The organism is Lysobacter korlensis, from assembly GCF_042434515.1.
In genome coordinates, this window is the sequence record NZ_JBHLTG010000004.1 from 217,876 (window position 1) to 233,756 (window position 15,881).

Annotated in this window: 17 protein-coding genes; 11 read left to right on the forward strand and 6 right to left on the reverse strand. The window is 68.7% G+C overall.

Translation table 11 applies throughout. The features are described 5' to 3' along the window. Nucleotides 1-42: 42 nt before the first annotated feature. Nucleotides 43-1,914, forward strand: coding sequence for a DUF885 domain-containing protein (locus ACFFGH_RS17465; RefSeq protein ID WP_386670587.1), 1,872 nt, complete (start codon nt 43-45; stop codon nt 1,912-1,914). 268 nt (nt 1,915-2,182) lie between these two features. Here ACFFGH_RS17465 and ACFFGH_RS17470 read toward each other — a convergent pair whose 3' ends face one another. Beyond that, nucleotides 2,183-2,347: a hypothetical protein gene (locus ACFFGH_RS17470; protein WP_386670589.1), complete on the reverse strand. Its 165-nt coding sequence runs from the start codon at nt 2,345-2,347 to the stop codon at nt 2,183-2,185. A 141-nt stretch (nt 2,348-2,488) separates the two neighbouring features. Between ACFFGH_RS17470 and ACFFGH_RS17475 the strand changes: the two genes are divergently transcribed. From ACFFGH_RS17475 to ACFFGH_RS17505, 7 genes are all read left to right on the forward strand, one after another. Next, nucleotides 2,489-2,917 (forward strand): DUF2231 domain-containing protein, encoded by a 429-nt coding sequence (locus tag ACFFGH_RS17475; protein ID WP_386670590.1) that lies wholly within the window; start codon nt 2,489-2,491, stop codon nt 2,915-2,917. After that, nucleotides 2,914-4,203, forward strand: a complete 1,290-nt coding sequence (locus ACFFGH_RS17480) for a PQQ-dependent sugar dehydrogenase (RefSeq protein WP_386670592.1) — start codon at nt 2,914-2,916, stop codon at nt 4,201-4,203. Before ACFFGH_RS17475 ends, ACFFGH_RS17480 begins: the two co-directional genes overlap by 4 nt. Before the next feature lie 205 nt (nt 4,204-4,408). Further along, nucleotides 4,409-5,077, forward strand: a complete 669-nt coding sequence (locus ACFFGH_RS17485; protein WP_386670594.1) for a DsbA family oxidoreductase — start codon at nt 4,409-4,411, stop codon at nt 5,075-5,077. A 122-nt stretch (nt 5,078-5,199) separates the two neighbouring features. Further along, on the forward strand, nt 5,200-6,399 hold the full coding sequence (locus ACFFGH_RS17490) for a sensor domain-containing phosphodiesterase (RefSeq protein WP_386670595.1): 1,200 nt from the start codon (nt 5,200-5,202) through the stop codon (nt 6,397-6,399). Nucleotides 6,400-6,631: 232 nt separating this feature from the next. Next, on the forward strand, nt 6,632-7,135 hold the full coding sequence (locus ACFFGH_RS17495) for a Spy/CpxP family protein refolding chaperone (RefSeq protein WP_386670597.1): 504 nt from the start codon (nt 6,632-6,634) through the stop codon (nt 7,133-7,135). 56 nt (nt 7,136-7,191) lie between these two features. Next, nucleotides 7,192-7,920, forward strand: coding sequence for a winged helix-turn-helix domain-containing protein (locus tag ACFFGH_RS17500; protein ID WP_386670599.1), 729 nt, complete (start codon nt 7,192-7,194; stop codon nt 7,918-7,920). A gap of 19 nt (nt 7,921-7,939) precedes the next feature. Next, nucleotides 7,940-9,196 (forward strand): sensor histidine kinase, encoded by a 1,257-nt coding sequence (locus tag ACFFGH_RS17505; protein ID WP_386670601.1) that lies wholly within the window; start codon nt 7,940-7,942, stop codon nt 9,194-9,196. A 194-nt stretch (nt 9,197-9,390) separates the two neighbouring features. Here ACFFGH_RS17505 and ACFFGH_RS17510 read toward each other — a convergent pair whose 3' ends face one another. Continuing rightward, entirely contained in the window at nt 9,391-9,729 is a 339-nt protein-coding gene (locus tag ACFFGH_RS17510; RefSeq protein WP_386670603.1) for an NEW3 domain-containing protein, read from the reverse strand. A 419-nt stretch (nt 9,730-10,148) separates the two neighbouring features. Here ACFFGH_RS17510 and ACFFGH_RS17515 point away from each other — a divergent pair, with 419 nt between their 5' ends. Both ACFFGH_RS17515 and ACFFGH_RS17520 read left to right on the forward strand, forming a co-directional pair. Beyond that, nucleotides 10,149-10,451, forward strand: a complete 303-nt coding sequence (locus ACFFGH_RS17515; protein WP_386670605.1) for a hypothetical protein — start codon at nt 10,149-10,151, stop codon at nt 10,449-10,451. Between the two features lie 192 nt (nt 10,452-10,643). Continuing rightward, entirely contained in the window at nt 10,644-11,138 is a 495-nt protein-coding gene (locus ACFFGH_RS17520) for a J domain-containing protein (RefSeq protein WP_386670607.1), read from the forward strand. A 78-nt stretch (nt 11,139-11,216) separates the two neighbouring features. Here the strand turns inward: ACFFGH_RS17520 and ACFFGH_RS17525 are convergent, their stop codons facing one another. Next, the gene (locus tag ACFFGH_RS17525) at nt 11,217-12,140 is read right to left on the reverse strand and encodes an alpha/beta fold hydrolase (RefSeq protein WP_386670608.1); all 924 of its coding nucleotides are present in this window, start codon (nt 12,138-12,140) and stop codon (nt 11,217-11,219) included. A 461-nt stretch (nt 12,141-12,601) separates the two neighbouring features. On the opposite strand from ACFFGH_RS17525, the gene ACFFGH_RS17530 reads away from it, so the two are divergent. Further along, nucleotides 12,602-12,763, forward strand: a complete 162-nt coding sequence (locus ACFFGH_RS17530) for a hypothetical protein (RefSeq protein WP_386670610.1) — start codon at nt 12,602-12,604, stop codon at nt 12,761-12,763. A gap of 92 nt (nt 12,764-12,855) precedes the next feature. On the opposite strand, the gene ACFFGH_RS17535 is transcribed toward ACFFGH_RS17530, so the two are convergent. The 3 genes from ACFFGH_RS17535 to ACFFGH_RS17545 form a co-directional block, all read right to left on the reverse strand. After that, nucleotides 12,856-13,374, reverse strand: coding sequence for a peroxiredoxin family protein (locus tag ACFFGH_RS17535; protein ID WP_386670611.1), 519 nt, complete (start codon nt 13,372-13,374; stop codon nt 12,856-12,858). A 229-nt stretch (nt 13,375-13,603) separates the two neighbouring features. Next, nucleotides 13,604-14,893 (reverse strand): bifunctional alpha/beta hydrolase/OsmC family protein, encoded by a 1,290-nt coding sequence (locus tag ACFFGH_RS17540; protein WP_386670613.1) that lies wholly within the window; start codon nt 14,891-14,893, stop codon nt 13,604-13,606. A gap of 11 nt (nt 14,894-14,904) precedes the next feature. Beyond that, the gene (locus ACFFGH_RS17545) at nt 14,905-15,642 is read right to left on the reverse strand and encodes a glutathione S-transferase family protein (RefSeq protein WP_386670615.1); all 738 of its coding nucleotides are present in this window, start codon (nt 15,640-15,642) and stop codon (nt 14,905-14,907) included. Between the last annotated feature and the right edge of the window lie 239 nt (nt 15,643-15,881).

Genomic DNA, 15,881 nt, shown 5'->3' on the forward strand with positions numbered 1-15,881 from the left:
ACCGTTCCGGGAGCACCGCTCCCATTGCCGACCGGAGTCCCCATGCAACGCGTCCTCATCGTGTCCGCCCTGTCCCTGGCACTGTGCGTGGCCTGCTCGCATGGCACCCCACGGGCGGGCGATGCCCAGCCCACGGCACCCGCAACCGCGGCCGTAGAAGCCGGCACCGCTGCGGCCGACGCGCGCCTCAATGCGTGGTTCGAACGCAAGTACGAGGAGAAGCTGCAGTTCAGCCCGGTGCAGATGACGATGCTCGGGCGCAAGGACCGCTACGGCGAGCTCGACGACATGTCCAGCGAGGGCAAGGCGAAGCAACTGGCCTGGCAGGTCGCCGCGTTCGAGGAAATGAAGTCGACCTTCGATTACAACGCGCTCGGCCCCGAGGCGAAGCTGTCGTGGGACCTGTTCGAGTACCAGACCAAGGCCGCGCAGGCCGCCGATCGCTTCGCCGACCACGGCTATCCGTTCGAGCAGATGGGCGGCGCGCAGGCGTTCCTGCCGACGTTCCTGATCAACTTCCACAAGGTCGAGGACGAGTCCGATTACCTCGCCTACGTCGCGCGCCTGCGCGAGGTGCCGCGTGCATTCGGCGGGCTGATGGCGCAGGTCAAGCGCTCGGCCGAACTCGGCATCCGGCCTCCGCGCTTCGCACACGAAGGCGTGATCGACCAGGCCAGCAAGGTCATCACCGGCGCGCCGTTCACCAAGGGCAAGGACAGCGCGCTGTGGGCGGATGCGCAGGCCAAGGCCGATGCGCTGGTCAAGGCCGGCAAGATCGACGCCGAGCGCGCGAACGCACTGAAGGCCGAAGCGCGCAAAGCGCTGACCGAGGCCGTGCAGCCGGCGTTCGCCGACGTCATCGCCTGGTACAAGGCCGACCTGCCGAACGCGGCGGTCAACCCGTCGGGCGTCGGCGCACGCCATCCCGAGGGCGCCGCGTATTACGCCGAGCGGCTGCGCTCATCGACCACGACCGACCTCACGCCCGAGCAGGTCCACCAGATCGGCCTGGCCGAGGTGGCGCGCCTGCGCGGCGAGATGGAAGCGCTGAAGGACAAGGTCGGTTTCAAGGGCGACCTCAAGGCGTTCTTCAAGTTCATCCGCACCGACCCGCAGTTCAAGTACCCCAACACCGATGCCGGCCGCCAGGCGTACATCGATGACGCGACGAAGGCGATTGCGACGATCAAGCAGCAACTGCCGAACTACTTCGGCCTGCTGCCGAAGGCCGATCTCGTGGTCAAGCGCGTCGAGCCGTTCCGCGAAGTGGCGGGCGCCGCGCAGCATTACTACCCGAGCACGCCGGACGGCAGCCGGCCGGGCATCTACTACGCGCATCTGTCGGACATGAGCGCGATGCCGAAGACCGAGCTGGAGGTCATCGCGTACCACGAGGGCCTGCCGGGGCACCACATGCAGTTCGCGATCGCGCAGGAACTGCAGGGTGTGCCCGAGTTCCGCAAGCAGGCCGACTTCAACGCGTATTCCGAAGGCTGGGCGTTGTATTCGGAATGGCTGGCGCGCGAGATGCCGGGCACCTACACCGACCCGTATTCGGAATACGGCCGCCTGACCTCGGAGATCTGGCGCGCGATCCGGCTCGTCGTCGACACCGGCCTGCATGCGAAGGGCTGGACCCAGGAGCAGGCCGTCGCGTACATGGCCGACAACAGCTCGCTGCCGCTGCCGGCGATCGAGGCCGAGGTGCGCCGCTACATCACCTGGCCCGGCCAGGCGACCGGCTACAAGATCGGCATGCTCAAGATCCAGGAGCTGCGTAAGAAAGCCGAGGCCGAGCTGGGCGATGACTTCGACATCCGCGGCTTCCACGACGCGGTGCTCGGCGGCGGTGCAATGCCGTTGACGCTGCTCGAGCGCCGCGTCGAGCAGTGGATCGAGACGAAGAAGAGTTGATCCGACGCGCGGGCTGCTTGCCGCTCCGCCCGCAGGTGCTTCGGCCGGCAGTGCGCCGGCCGGAGCGAAGTGCGCCAGCTGCGCGTGTTGTTGGAAATGCTCGGTGCATATCCCGTCCGCACGAGCAGCCGCTTTACTACACGCGCGCCGTCGGCAACCGATGGGGGAACTGCCGTCCACTCCCTGCGTCGAGTAACGCAGGGTCGTGCGGCGATTCGGTGCGCTGCTGAAGCCGACGCATGCCGGACGTCACGCCGCGGCTGCACGGTCAAAACCGATCGCGGCGCACAGGCGCGAGATCGACAAAGGGGCGGCAACGATGCTCGTCCCGCATCGCACCGTCCGTCGATAGACGCGTAACTGAAACGTCGGCCTCGACGATCGCGGCTGCCGGAAAACGCCACAGCCGGACCCGACACGCGAGCGCCGTCATCGCGGCTTTATGCCCGACCAATTTCGCCTCCCGTCCACCTCGCCTGTGTTCCGTTGAGCGGGTTGAATCCGGAACCCCGCGCAGTCGCGCCCGGGCTGTCCTGCCGGTCGTGGCCGTGCCCACCTGCAAGGAGAAGCGACCATGGCGGCCACGCCCGATCGCATCGGCTCTCGCGCCCTGCACCCGCTGCATGCATTTTTGCTTGCAGCGACGGTGCCGCCGTTTCTCGGCGCCATGCTCACCGACATCGCGTATGCGAAGACGTTCGAGATCCAGTGGACCAATTTCGCTTCGTGGCTGATCGTCGCCGGCTTGGTGTTCGCGGCGCTGGTGCTTGTGTTCGCACTGGTCGACATCGTGCGTGCGCATCGGCGGGATGCGCGTTCGCTCGCCTATTTCGCGCTTGTACTGGCGATTTTCATGGTCGGTGTCGTCAACTCGCTGGTCCATGCGAAGGACGCCTGGGCCGCGATGCCCGGTGGGCTCGTGCTGTCGGTGATCGGCACGGTGCTGGCCGTCATCGCCGCTTGGCTGGGGTTTGCCGGGTATCGATCGGGAGCACGCGCATGAATCGCTTGAGCGTGCTCGCCGTGGCTGCATTGGCAACCGCGCTGGCGGCCTGCAGCAGCGACGCGCCGCCGCCGAACGTCGGTCCCGACCCCGTTCTTCCCGAACGTCAGCGAGGCCTGCTGCCCAGCATGACGATCGCCGATCCCGTGGGTTGGGGCGATGCGCGGCCCACGGTGCCGGCCGGTTACACGGTGACGGCGATCGCGACCGATCTGAAGATTCCGCGGCAGACGCTGCTGCTGCCCAACGGCGACATCCTCGTGGCCGAAGGCAAGGGCGGCAATGCACCGAAGCTCAGGCCGAAGGACGTGCTCGCCGGCTACATCATGGGCAAGGGCACCACGTCGGTGGAGAGCGGCGACCGGCTGACGCTGCTGCGCGACGCCGATGGCGACGGCCGCTATGAGGGGCGCTACGTATTCGCCGACAACCTCAACGCGCCGTATGGCATGGCGCTGATCGGCAACCGGCTGTTCGTGGCCGCGCAGGACGCGGTGATGCGGTTCGACTACCAGGTTGGGCAGACCCGCGCGAGCGCACCGCCGGTGAAGTTCGCCGACCTGCCGTCGGATATCAATCACCACTGGACCAAGGCGATGACCGCGAGCGCCGACGGGCGCACCCTGTTCGTCGGCATCGGCTCGAACAGCAATATCACCGAGCGCGGGCTGGCGGCCGAAGAAAACCGCGCCCTGATCTGGCAGGTCGATGTCGAGACCGGCATGTACAAGCCCTACGCGACCGGGCTGCGCAATCCGACCGCCTTTGCGATCCAGCCGGGCACGGGCCAGCTGTGGGCGGTGGTCAACGAACGCGACGAGTTCGGCCCCAACCTCGTGCCCGATTACCTCACCGCCGTGCGCGAGGGCGCGTTCTACGGCTGGCCGTACAGTTACTGGGGTCAGAACGTCGACCCGCGCGTGCGGCCCCAGAAGCCCGAGAGGGTCGCTGCGGCAATCAAGCCCGACTACAGCCTCGGCTCGCACGTCGCGCCGCTGGGTCTGGACTTCTCGACACCCGCGATGGGCGCGCGCTTTGCCGACGGTGTGTTCGTCGGCGAACACGGCAGCTGGAACCGCGACGTGCCGGTGGGCTACAAGGTCGTGTTCGTGCCGTTCCGCAACGGCCGCCCGGCGGGTAATCCGGTCGATTTCGTCACCGGCTTCCAGCCCGAGGGCGACCAGACGCGCGGCCGGCCGGTTGGCGTCACCGTGGACCCGCGCGGCGCACTGATCATTGCCGATGATCTGGCCAATACGATCTGGCGGGTGACGCCGTCGCGGTGAGATGCCTCATGCGCCGCCGGCCGCTCTGCAGGTCCGGCACGCGCGTGCCCACTGGCCGTGCGATGCGAGGCGGCATCGCCGACATAAACGCGACAAATCCGCGCCAGCCGACGCTACCGGCTTCGACCGATCACTACACAATGTGGAACGCACTCATGAGCGAAGACAAGGCACTGACGAGTTCGACGCATGTCCGGGGGTTGCGATGAACGCAGCGACCGAGCGCGTCGCATTGCGCATCGACTTTGTCTCCGACGTGGTCTGTCCCTGGTGCGCGATCGGCCTGGCTGCACTCGAGCAGGCGCTCGAGCGGTTGCGCGACGCAGTCCAGGTCGAGCTGCATTTCCAGCCGTTCGAACTGAACCCGCAGATGCCCGCCGAAGGCGAGGACATCAACGAACATCTGCGTCACAAGTACGGCCTCAACGAGGCGCAGCTGGAGCAGAACCGCGAACGCATCCGCCAGCGTGGCGCGGAGCTGGGCTTTGTATTCGGCGAGGGCAAGCGCGCACGGATCTACAACACGTTCGACGCGCACCGGCTGCTGGACTGGGCCGGGGCCGAAGGCCGGCAGGCGGCGCTCAAGCATGCGTTGCTGCGCGCGTATTTCACCGATGGCGAAGACGTAAGTGACCACGCCACGCTCGTGCGCATCGCTGAAGCGGCCGGACTGCCGGCGGAGCGTGCCCGCGAGGTCCTCGAATCGGATGCGTATGCCGATGACGTGCGCGCGCACGAGCAGATGTTCCAGCGCGCCGGCATCAACGCCGTGCCGGCCGTGATCATCGACCGCCAGCACCTGATCGCCGGCGGGCAGCCGGTCGAGGTGTTCGAACGCGCACTTCGCGAGATCGTGGCGGCGAAGCGCGGTTGAGCACGGGCGATCCGTCGCGCCCGTACTCGGCGCGATGACGTGGCACGTAGCGCAAACCGGTTAACAGTTGTGCGGGCGCACGATGGCGTATCGTCGGCGTGTGCCTTCCCCCGGTGCTTTGCATGGACTCAGCCGCACTGCCTTCGCCGCTCGCGCTTCTGGATGAAGCGGGCACGGCCTTCGTAAACCGCGTCGTTGCCGCTGCGCGCGGCTACCTCGGCGCACACGTGAGCTTCCTCGCCGAGGTCATCGGTGGCGAGAAGGTCATCCGCCACACCGATGGGCCGGTCGAGCCGTTGGGCTTGCAGGCCGGCGCGCGTTTTCCGCTCGAGAACACGTACTGCCACCGGCTGCTGCAGGGGGTCATCCCCGAGGTGATCTACGACGTGCGCCAGGACGAACGCGCACGTGCGATCCCGCTGACGGCACAGATCGGCATCGAGGCCTACTTCGGCGTAGCCGTCATCGGGCCGGAGGGACGCGCGATCGGCACGCTGTGCTGCATCAACTTCGACGGTGACCCGCAGCGGCGCGAGCGCGACGTGGGTTTCATGCGCTTTCTGGCCGGGCTGATCGGCGCGCAACTTGAAGAGACGTTACGCGCGGCCGAGTTGCAGCGCGAGCGCCACGCCGCAGTGCGCACGGTGCTCGACGCGGGCGGCCCGAGGATGGTGTTCCAGCCGATCGTCGCGCCCGCGAGCGGCGCGATCGTCGGCGCCGAAGCGCTTGCGCGTTTCGATCACGGCGCCGCCCGCGCGCCGGACGTGTGGTTTCGTGATGCGTGGGAGGTTGGCCTGGGCGTCGAGCTCGAGCTCGCGGCAGTGCGCAATGCATTGCCGGCCCTGCAGGGGCTGCCGGCGCATGCGTTCCTGTCGATCAACGCCTCGCCGCGCACGCTTGCCGACCCCGGGTTTGCCGATGCGATCGCAGGCGTTGCGGCCGATCGCATCGTCGTGGAGATCACCGAGCACGCCGTGGTCGAGGATTACGCGCCGCTCGTCGATGCGGTCGCGCGCCTGCGGAAGGCCGGCGTGCGCGTGGCGATCGATGACGTCGGCGCCGGCTACGCAAGCCTGCGCCATGTGCTGTGGGTTTCGCCCGACATCGTCAAGCTGGACATGAGCCTGACGCGCGGCATCGATATCGACCCGGTCAAGCAGGCACTTGCCTGCGGCCTGATGGCGTTCGCCGCGCGCACCGAGTTCATGGTCGTGGCCGAAGGCGTGGAGACCGCCGCCGAAGCCGAGGCGCTGCACGAGGTGGGTGTGCGCTACGGGCAGGGCTATCTATTCGCTCGACCCGGGGCGTTGCCACCGCATTGATGGGCGGTGGTCGCGAGCGTGCGGGGGCGGTGGGTCGGTACGCGCGGTTAGTGCGCGTTGGTACCGCGGAGTGGGTGCCCTGTCGCCTCGCTGTCCCGTAGCGCGTGACACCGCGAGCTGTGCGGTAAGCGGTTACACAAGTTTACAAACGCGCCGCTGCCGGGAAACACGCCCGGCCCATGCTGGCTTCGGGCATCGCGATCGGCGCGGTGCACGTATCCGGAGCCATCCCATGTTCAAAGCACAGCATCTTCCAGGCCTTGGCCGCGCGCTGTTCGCGCCGGCGCTCGCCATCGGACTCATCGTCGGTTTGGCGGTCGGCAGCGCGTCCGCGTGGACACGGCAGGCGTATGACGCGCACACCGCAACGCCACGGGCAGGCTCGCAGGGCCAGTACGGCGCGATGACTGATGAGCATCTTCGCAAGCTCATGCACCACCTGATGGAGACCGTCGATCCGCATCAGCGAAGCCGACTGGTCGAGATCGCCGAACGCGCCAGGCCCGAACTCGAACGCTTCGAGCAGCGTGCACGGCAGGCACGCGCGCCGCGTCGCGACATCCTGCTGGCTGATGTGGTCGATACGCAGGCGCTCGACCGGGTCCGCGCCGCCGAGATGCAGGTCGTGCAGGAGCGCGCTCGCCGGGTGGACCAATTGCTCGTCGAAGTGGCGAGCGTGCTGACGCCTGCGCAGCGCGCCGCGATGAAGTCGGACATGCAGTCACCCGCGCACTGAACCGCAGCCGGAGCCGTCACCTATAGTGTGGCGGCTTCCGGGGGAGAGTCCGAACGATGCAGCCTTCATCGCGCCGCGTGCTGCTGGTTGACGACGACCGCCGGCTCACCGACATGCTCGCGTCCTATCTGCATCAGCACGGCCTGCATGCCGAAGCCGCGCCGGGCTGCGAGGCCGCGTTGCAGCGTCTGCGCTCGGGCGCGGGCTATGGCGCGATCGTGCTCGACCTGATGCTTCCCGACGGAGACGGCCTCGACCTGTGCCGGCGTATCCGATCGCTGGGCAATGCCGTCGCGGCGACGCCGGTGATCATGCTCACCGCAAAGGGCGACCCGCTTGACCGAGTGGTCGGGCTGGAACTCGGCGCCGACGACTACATGCCCAAGCCGTTCGAGCCGCGCGAACTGCTGGCGCGGCTGCGCGCGCTGGCCCGGCGACCGCCGCTCGCCGAGCACCGTACTGCGCTGGTGCTCGGCGACGTTCGCATCGACCGCGATGCGCGCCGCGTCCACGTCGGCCAGGCCGAGGTGCAGCTGACCTCGAGGCAGTTCGACCTGCTGCAGGTGCTGGCCGAATCGGCCGGGCGGGTGCTGTCGCGCGACTACCTGATGGACGCCGTCGGCAGCGAGGCGGCGGACTCGACCGACCGCGCGATCGACGTGCAGATCGGACGGCTGCGCGCGGCGCTTGGCGACGATCCGCGCCAGCCGCGCTACATCGTGACCGTGCGCGGCATCGGCTACTGCTTCAGGCGGCCGGATGCCTCGGGGCGCGGCAATGGCTGATGCGGCGCGGCGGCCGCGGATGCAGCGCAGGCTCTACCTGCGCATCTACCTCATCGTGCTCGGCATGGTCGCGACGCTGCAGTTCGGGCTCGCGGTGGCTTGGCACATGCACACCGATCCGTCGCTTTTCGGCCGCGCGCTGGCCGGCTTCGGCAGAGGCGTCGATCGCGAGCTGCAACCGCAGCTTCCGCCGGCGCTGCAGCAGGTCGAGCTCGACGAGTGGGCGATGCGCATGAACGCCGACATCGCGCTGTACGGCGCCGACGGCAGGCTGCAGGGCGAATCCGGGCAGCAAGTTTGGCCTGCAGCGATCGCAGCGGCAGGCGGGCCCGCCCCGGTCGCGGGTGACTACAGCCTCGGGCTCTCGCACGGACGCACGCTGGCGATCCACCCGGTGCCGCAGGGCCGGCTGGTGCCGGGGCCTGCCGGCACCGCAGGCGTCTTTGCCGTCATCGCGCTGCTGGTCGGCATCGGCTGCTATCCGCTGGTGCGCGGGCTGACGCGGCGTCTAGAACGCCTGCAGCGCGGCGTCGAGGCCTGGGACGGCACCGACCACCTGCCGCGCGTCGCCGTCGATGGGCGCGACGAGATCGCGGCGCTCGCGCACAGCTTCAACGGTGCGGCCCAGCGGATCGAGGACCTACTGCGCGCGCAGAAATCACTGCTCGCGAATGCATCGCACGAGCTGCGCTCGCCGCTGGCACGCATGCGCCTGGCGATCGAACTGCTGCCGGCCGACACGACGCCCACCCTGCGCGCGGAGGTCGCCCGCAACATCGCCGAGCTCGACGCGCTGGTCGACGAGGTGCTGCTGACGAGCCGGCTCGATGCACTCGGCGCGTCGTGCCTGCAGTTCGAGCGCGTGCGTCTGGATCAGCTGATCGATGAGCTGGCTCAGGGGGCCGCCGTGTCGATCGACAGCAGCGCCACCACGGTCGACGGCGACCCGCGCCTGTTGCGGCGGATGCTTCGAAATCTGATCGAGAACGCTCAGCGGCACGGTCGCGGGAGCGTGGTCGAGATCACGCTGCGCGGCGCTGACGGCGGCCTGCAGGTCGAGGTCTGCGATCGCGGCCCCGGCATTGCGGCGGCCGAGTGCGAACGGATATTCGAGCCGTTCTACCGCGCGCCGGGCGCGAGTGAGTCCGACGGTGGCGTCGGGCTGGGGCTGAGCCTGGTGCGGCAGATCGCGCAGCTGCATCGCGGGCGCGCTTCGTGCCGCCCGCGCGACGGCGGTGGAAGCTGTTTCCAGGTGTGGCTTCCTGCCGCGGCGTAGCACCCGGCTGAGCGGTTGCGCTGGGGGCTACACCTGAGCGCCCCGTATCGTCCGCTGTGCACCTGCTGCATGGATCGTGCGGTTGGGGCGTCGCACCGCGTTCGCGCAGTCGGGCTAGCCATATGGCCGGAGCTCGGCCGTCGAATCACGACCGGAACGTCGTCTCGTGATGCGCAGCTTGCACCGGACGCACATCACTCCAGCCGCTGCAGCCGATGCTCGGCACGCTCGCAAACGACAAGCGCGTTGTCGGGGCCCAGTGTGCCGGTGGCCTGCACGCGATCGCCGGGCTTGAGGCGCTGCAGCTCATCGGGCGCGGTGGCTTTACACAGGTTCCAGCGCGCGGGCAGCTGCACGCTGACCGTGCCGCGGGCGTCGGTGGACACGGTGACGACCGCATTGCCGTCGTACGCCCACGGCGAGGTGTCCACCGCGGCAACCGTGCCTTCGATCGTCGCCTGCGTTCCGTCGGTCTGCGGCGCGGCCGGCATGCTGGTGCAAGCGGTGACCACGGCCAGAAGGGCACTGGTCATCAGCACGGATGCTGTCTGTTGTCGGGTTTGGATCATTTGGCGTGCCCTCGTGTCGGAGCCACAGTGTCCCGCATGGCAGCAATACGGTCCTGTTGAAGTGGGAGTCAGGCTGCCATTCGGGGCTGCAAAACTGACGTCTGCCGCTGCTTGCAGCGGGCAGCCGGTGCATGCGACGTGCCCGGTTGCGCGTGCCCCATTTGGCGCAGACCCGTTGGCCTGCAAGGTAAGTGGCCTGCGCGGCCGTCCGCATGTGCCGCGTGAGGGGTGAGGCGGGGTCGGCCGCGACCGCGATCCGTAGGCTCAACTGTGCCGCTACGCCACGCATGTGTCCGCTTACAGCCTTTGAACCATCGGCTAACACGTTCCTTCTTCGAGGGCGCGCACAGTCCGTGCCCCTCCGGTGAATTTACAGGTGTTCCATGGCGGTGCAGGACCATGGTCGGCAGGGCCCACAGGGCGGTGTCGAAGCAGGCTTCGCGGCCGCCCGGGCCATGCGAATGGGCACGGTGCAGGACATACGCGGGGATACGGACGAGACTCCGGTCTGCGGCTCGGATGGACACCGTTGCAGCGGCGCGGACCAGTGGCTGCAGGCCATGGTGGGGCGGCAGTCCGACGCCGGTCGCACGGCTTCGCGCGATGAGGACGACATGCCGGTGTGTGGCTCGTCTGGAAGCTGCGCCCGGCAGGACGACGCATGGCTGGGGCGGCTGCTGCATTAGCCGCGGTGCCCCGGCACGCCGGTGGGGTTGCGTGCGGTTAGCGTGGACTGCCGGCAAGCCGCCTCGAGGCGCGCTGCTCTGGCAAGTTGCCGGGTCCGGTGTCGATCGTCTAAGGCGCATCTCCGAGCCGCGCGTCGGCGGGTGCCTCGTGGGCCCTGCGTGCGCCGGTCCATAGGGTCGTAGATCGGCTCGATGGGCCAAGCAGATCGCGGTTCCAAGGTGGCCGCTGGCCCCACGCTCCGTGACGCACGGCCGATTCTGCTGGTACCCGGGTCACGGTCCGGATATAAAACCTGTGTCCAGATCGCCCCGGCTGCCGTGGTCACGCACTACACCATTCTCAAAGTCGCATCCGATGCACCGATCGAAGTGATCCGGGCTGCATACCGGGTGCTTGCCGCACGTCACCATCCGGACCGCTGTGCCGGCGAGCCGGCCGCGCTGCAGCGCATGCAACGGATCAACGAGGCGTATCGCGTGCTGTCCGACCCGAGTCTGCGTGCCGAGCACGATGCCACGCTGCAGCACAAGCGGCGGCGCCGCGCGTCCGATGGCGGCCCCCGTGCTGCCGCGTTGACGACGCAGACGGCGGCGGACTCGGTGGCCCCGGCGGTGATCGCGCTACGTCGGCGCGCCGCCGAGATGTACACGGCACACGCCGGGCTTGGGGTTCGAAGCAGGCACTAGTGCCCCGTCGAACCCCTGCGCGCTGCGCCGGCCGACAGGCCTCCGGCAGGCCGGCGATGGTGGCCCGAACGCGCTCCGTCAATGCAGCGGCGCGCCGGCGTGGCCACCGCGCAGCGCCACCTCGGCGACCAACGAGTTCAGCGTCGCCGCGATGCGGTCGGGATGATCCTCGGGCGTGAAGTGCTTGCCGCCGTCGATCGGTTCGAGCACCACGCCGAGGTCGCGCGCAAAACGCTCGCCGTACTCGGGCTTCTGGAAGCTGTCGGCCATGCCCCAGATCACGCGTGAGGGAACGCCGGCGAGCGTCGGCACGCGATCGGCGATCGCGAGCGTGTCGTCGACGTCGAGTGCGTCGATCTGGTCGAGCAGCGCATCGGCTGCGCCGTGCTGCTCGTACGGCGCCCAGTGCAGCTCGAGCGATTCCTCGGCCGTGGCCTCGTTGTCGTGGCCGCGGGCCATCAGCATGCCGAATACGCCGGTCTTCGCGATCGCATCGGGCATGTGGCGCGTCAGCGCTTCGCTCGCGCGCAGCGCCTTGACGCTGGGCACGGGCCAGGAGTCGTAGCCGATCGCGTTCGTCAGCAGCAGACCGAGGCAACGCTCGGGCTCGCGCAGCGCGGCGATCTGGACCACGCCGCCGCCCAGATCATGGCCGCCGAACACCGCGCGATCGATGCCCTGCGATCGCATCCAGTCGAGCAGGTGACCGGCCTGCGCGCGCACCGAGATATCGCGCCCGTGCCGCTCCGGAATCGAATCGCCGAAGCCCACCATCTCCCAGGCGATCACGCGCGCGCCGTGGATGCGCGGCATCACATAGCGCCACAGCCGCGGCGAGGTCGGGATGCCGTGCACGAGCACGACCGGGATGCCATCGCCATACTCGTCCCAGCGCATGCGGATGCCACCGACATCGGCCTCGTGGCGGGTCACGCCGGCGCCTGCTGCGATGCCGGACGGTCCGGACGGAACGGGATGGCGCTGCGGTTCGCGCGGGTACATGGCGGTCCTCCGTCGTTGCAGGAATGCCCGTATTCAACCGCTGGCGCGGTGCCCGCACCGTGACGCGGCCGCGTGCGTGCAGACCGCCGTGATCGATCACGTTTGCGTGGGCGCCGCCGATGCGCACGCTGCCTTCCGTCGCGCGGCGCGCTGCGGCTATGGTCATCGGCAGGTCGGCCCGGCCAGTGTAAGGAGCGGACACGGACGTGCTCGAGTTTGTTGCGACGATGACAAGGCGCTGGCGTAGCCGGGCCGGTGCTGGAAGGCGAGACGCACCGGCTGCAGCTGGCCGACATCTCCCCGCGCGCGGCCATCCTCGAGGCCTGGATCGAACTCGAAGGCGCGGCCGCGACCGCGCTGCGCCGCAAGGGCACGCCAATTTCGGGACACGGGATCCAGCAGCCTTCGCGGCTGGCCGATGCACTGATCACCGCGGGCTGCTCAAGCCCGCGCAGGCCGGCATGCTGTCCGAGCTCAGGCGGCGTCGTAATGCCGCGGCGCATACGGCCGACCCGAAAATCACGGCCGAGACCGCGCGCGAGTTCGTCGGCGTCGCCGCTTCGTTCGAGCGCCTGATCCTTGTCCGCACGCCGGCCGATGGCGACAGCCCTGCTGCGCGTTAGCCCAGGTCGCGGGACGTGCCGATCGCGTCGCCATCGCAACGCCCCGGGCGCACGCAGATGCCCGACAACGGGAGCGACAACAGTGTCGTCCGTTATTGCAGCGTGCCGCGCACCGGGTAGTCGTTGGCCAGGATGAACCGGATGCCGGCAAGCAGCGCTTCGAGATCCGGGCGCGCGAACGGGGCGTTGGACAGGTCGACGACCTGGATCCGCCCTTCGGGATTGACCAGGAACACGGCCGGTTCGGCAAACGGGCGGTCGGTTTCCTCGGGCGAACGCGGCGGGGAGATGTACACGCCCAGCGTCTTCATCTGCTCGACGTCCAGGCCGTACGCAAGCGGGAACGTCCAGCCTTCGGCCTGCACGTTCGCGGCGGCGCGCTCCTCGGGATCAGCCGACACTGCGAACACCTCGATGCCTGCGTCCTCGAAGCCGGGGCGCAACCTCTCGAGCGTACCGAGGTAGCGCTGGCACAGCGGGCAGTGCCGGCCGCGGTAGACCACGAGCAACCGCCAGCCCTGCCTGTGGGCGAGCCGCAGCTCGCCGCCTCCGAGCAGCGGCAGGGCAATGTCTGGAAATGGGCTGCCGGGGACGGGCTTGGCGCTGCTCATGGAAATTTCCTGGCCGGGCGCCAGTGGGCGCGTTGAATCGGGGTGCGGGCTAGATCGGCGGGCGTTGATGCGATGCATTGCATCGAGACACATCGCAATGCAATGGAACCGAGCACGAGCGTCGTGCTCGCGAAAGCCGGGCCGCCGCGCGCCTGCCCGTGTCTTGCGGCTGCGGCGCCTGGGCACGCGCCTTCGGCGGCCACTGCTGCAGCAACCGGTTCCAGCCGTATCAGGCCGAGCCCGGCGCTTCGTCGGGCGCCGGGTGATGCGCCGACAACGTTGCCATGTCTTCAGCGTGCTGCGTCGCCTGCTCGACATCGCCGGCATCGATGCGGTCGCCTGCTGCGGTTTCAATGATGGCGCCGCGCTCGAGCGTGCGGTGCACCGGACAGCGCTCGGCGATTTCAATCAGGCGCGTGCGCTGTTGCGGCGTCAGATCGCCTTCGAGGCTGATCCTGCGCACGAACACGTCCGCCGGTGGCCCATCCGCGCGACGGCGGTGGCCGACCCTTACAGAGACCTTGTCGAGCTTCAGGCCCTTGCCGCGCGCATACAGCCGCAGCGTCATTGCCGTGCACGCACCGAGCCCGGCGCTCACCAGGTCATACGGCGTCGGCCCGGACCCGAGACCGCCGACTTCGGCGGGCTCGTCGGCGAGGAAGTGCGCAGCGCCGGCATGCACTTGGACCTGGAACAGGCCCACGCCGGTCTCCTCGACGCTGACCTCGCCGGGTTGCGCAGCGCTGCGCAGCGGCAGCGGCTGCTCGAGGTAGCGCGATGCCCACGCTGCGACGACCTCGGCCACGTAGTCCGCGTCGTGCCGGTCGGTCAGCAGATGATCGGCGTCATCGAGCGACACGAAGCTCTTCGGGTGCCTTGCCGCGCCGAAGATCGCACCCGCGTTATCGATGCCGACGACGCGGTCGAGCGGGGAGTGCAGAACCAGCAGCGGCCGCCCCAGCGCCGCAATGCGCGCGCCCTGATCATGCGTGGCCAAGTCGTCGACGAATGACCGGCGAATCGTGAAAGGGCGGCCGCCGAGCTGCACCTCGGCCTCACCAGCGGCGACGATCGTGTCCAGCTGTGGGCCGAACAGCCGCGTCACGTGTTCGACATCGAACGGCGCACCAATCGTCGCGATCGCCACCACTGCGGGCAGCTCGCCTGCGGCTGCGAGCACCGCCGCGCCGCCGAGGCTGTGCCCGATCAGCAATGTCAGTTGCAGCCCGGCATCGGCCATCGCGCGCGCCGCTGCGATCACGTCGCGCGTGCTGCCGCTGAAACTGCTGTCGGCGAACTCGCCTGTGCTCTGGCCAAGCCCGGTGAAATCGAACCGCAGCACGCCATAGCCGCGCGCGGTCAGTGACTGCGACACGCGTACTGCTGCCAGCGAGGATTTGGTGCAGGTGAAGCAGTGCGCGAATAGCGCATACGATGTCGCTGGCCCGGGTGGCAGGTCGAGCTGGCCTGACAGCCTTTGCCCGCTTTCGCCGGTGAAATCGAAGTTTTCCGTGCGCATGTCCGGCCCGCTCAGTCGTGCGATGGGCGCGTCTCGAGCCGCGCGTTCTGTGGAAACAGCACCCGGCGCGCGTCGTCATCGACCTCGGTCTTGAACGCGTGGCGCGTGGCGAGCGCTTCGACACGCTGCGCCGCAGGGCGCGCGTTGATCTCATCCAGCAGCCGCTTGACCTGCGGAAGCTGCTCGAATGCGCCGTCGCCGAGCACACGCGGGATCACGCGGGCCCAGCCCCAGACCGCCATGTCGACCAGCGTGTACGCGTCGCCTAGCATGTAGCGGCGCTGCTGCAGGCGCTCTTCGATGAGCTTCCAGTGGCGCCAGGCTTCGAAGTCGTAGCGGTTGAGTGCGTAGTGTTTCGGCTCGGGCGCGAAATACCTGAAGTGCACCGCCTGCCCGCAGTACGGGCCGATGCCGGTGGCGACGAACATCAACCACGAGTGCATCGCTGCGCGTTCGGCCCGCGTGTCGGCGGGCATGAACAGGCCCGTTTTCTCAGCGAGGTAGAGCAGGATCGCGGTGCTATCGAACACCACGGCATCCGCATCAGCCAGAGCCGGCGTCTTGCCGTTGGGGTTGATCGCAAGAAACTCGGGGCTGTGCTGATCGCCCTTGCGCGTGTCGATCGGGATGAACTCGTACGGCAGCCCGGCTTCTTCGAGAAACAGCGCGACTTTCGCGGGATTCGGCGAGGGGTGGTAGTAGAGCTGCATCATCGGGTCGGGGCTCGGGCTGGAGGCAGGTACGCCCATGATCAGCTCGGCGGCCGTAATGCGAGGTCATGGGCGGTGTAGCTCAACGATCGGCCGGCACGCGTGAGCCTGGATGCCGGCGGCCGACGCCGACATCGTCGCGTGCTGCCCGGCGCGGCGGTTGACTGAAGCGTGCCGGGCTCAAGCCACTAGCTGCGTGCGAAAAGGTATCGACGCGACCCGTTGGACCCGTCGCGGCACGGTCCCGAATTCTGGCTGCGCGGTATGCCGCCAGGCAG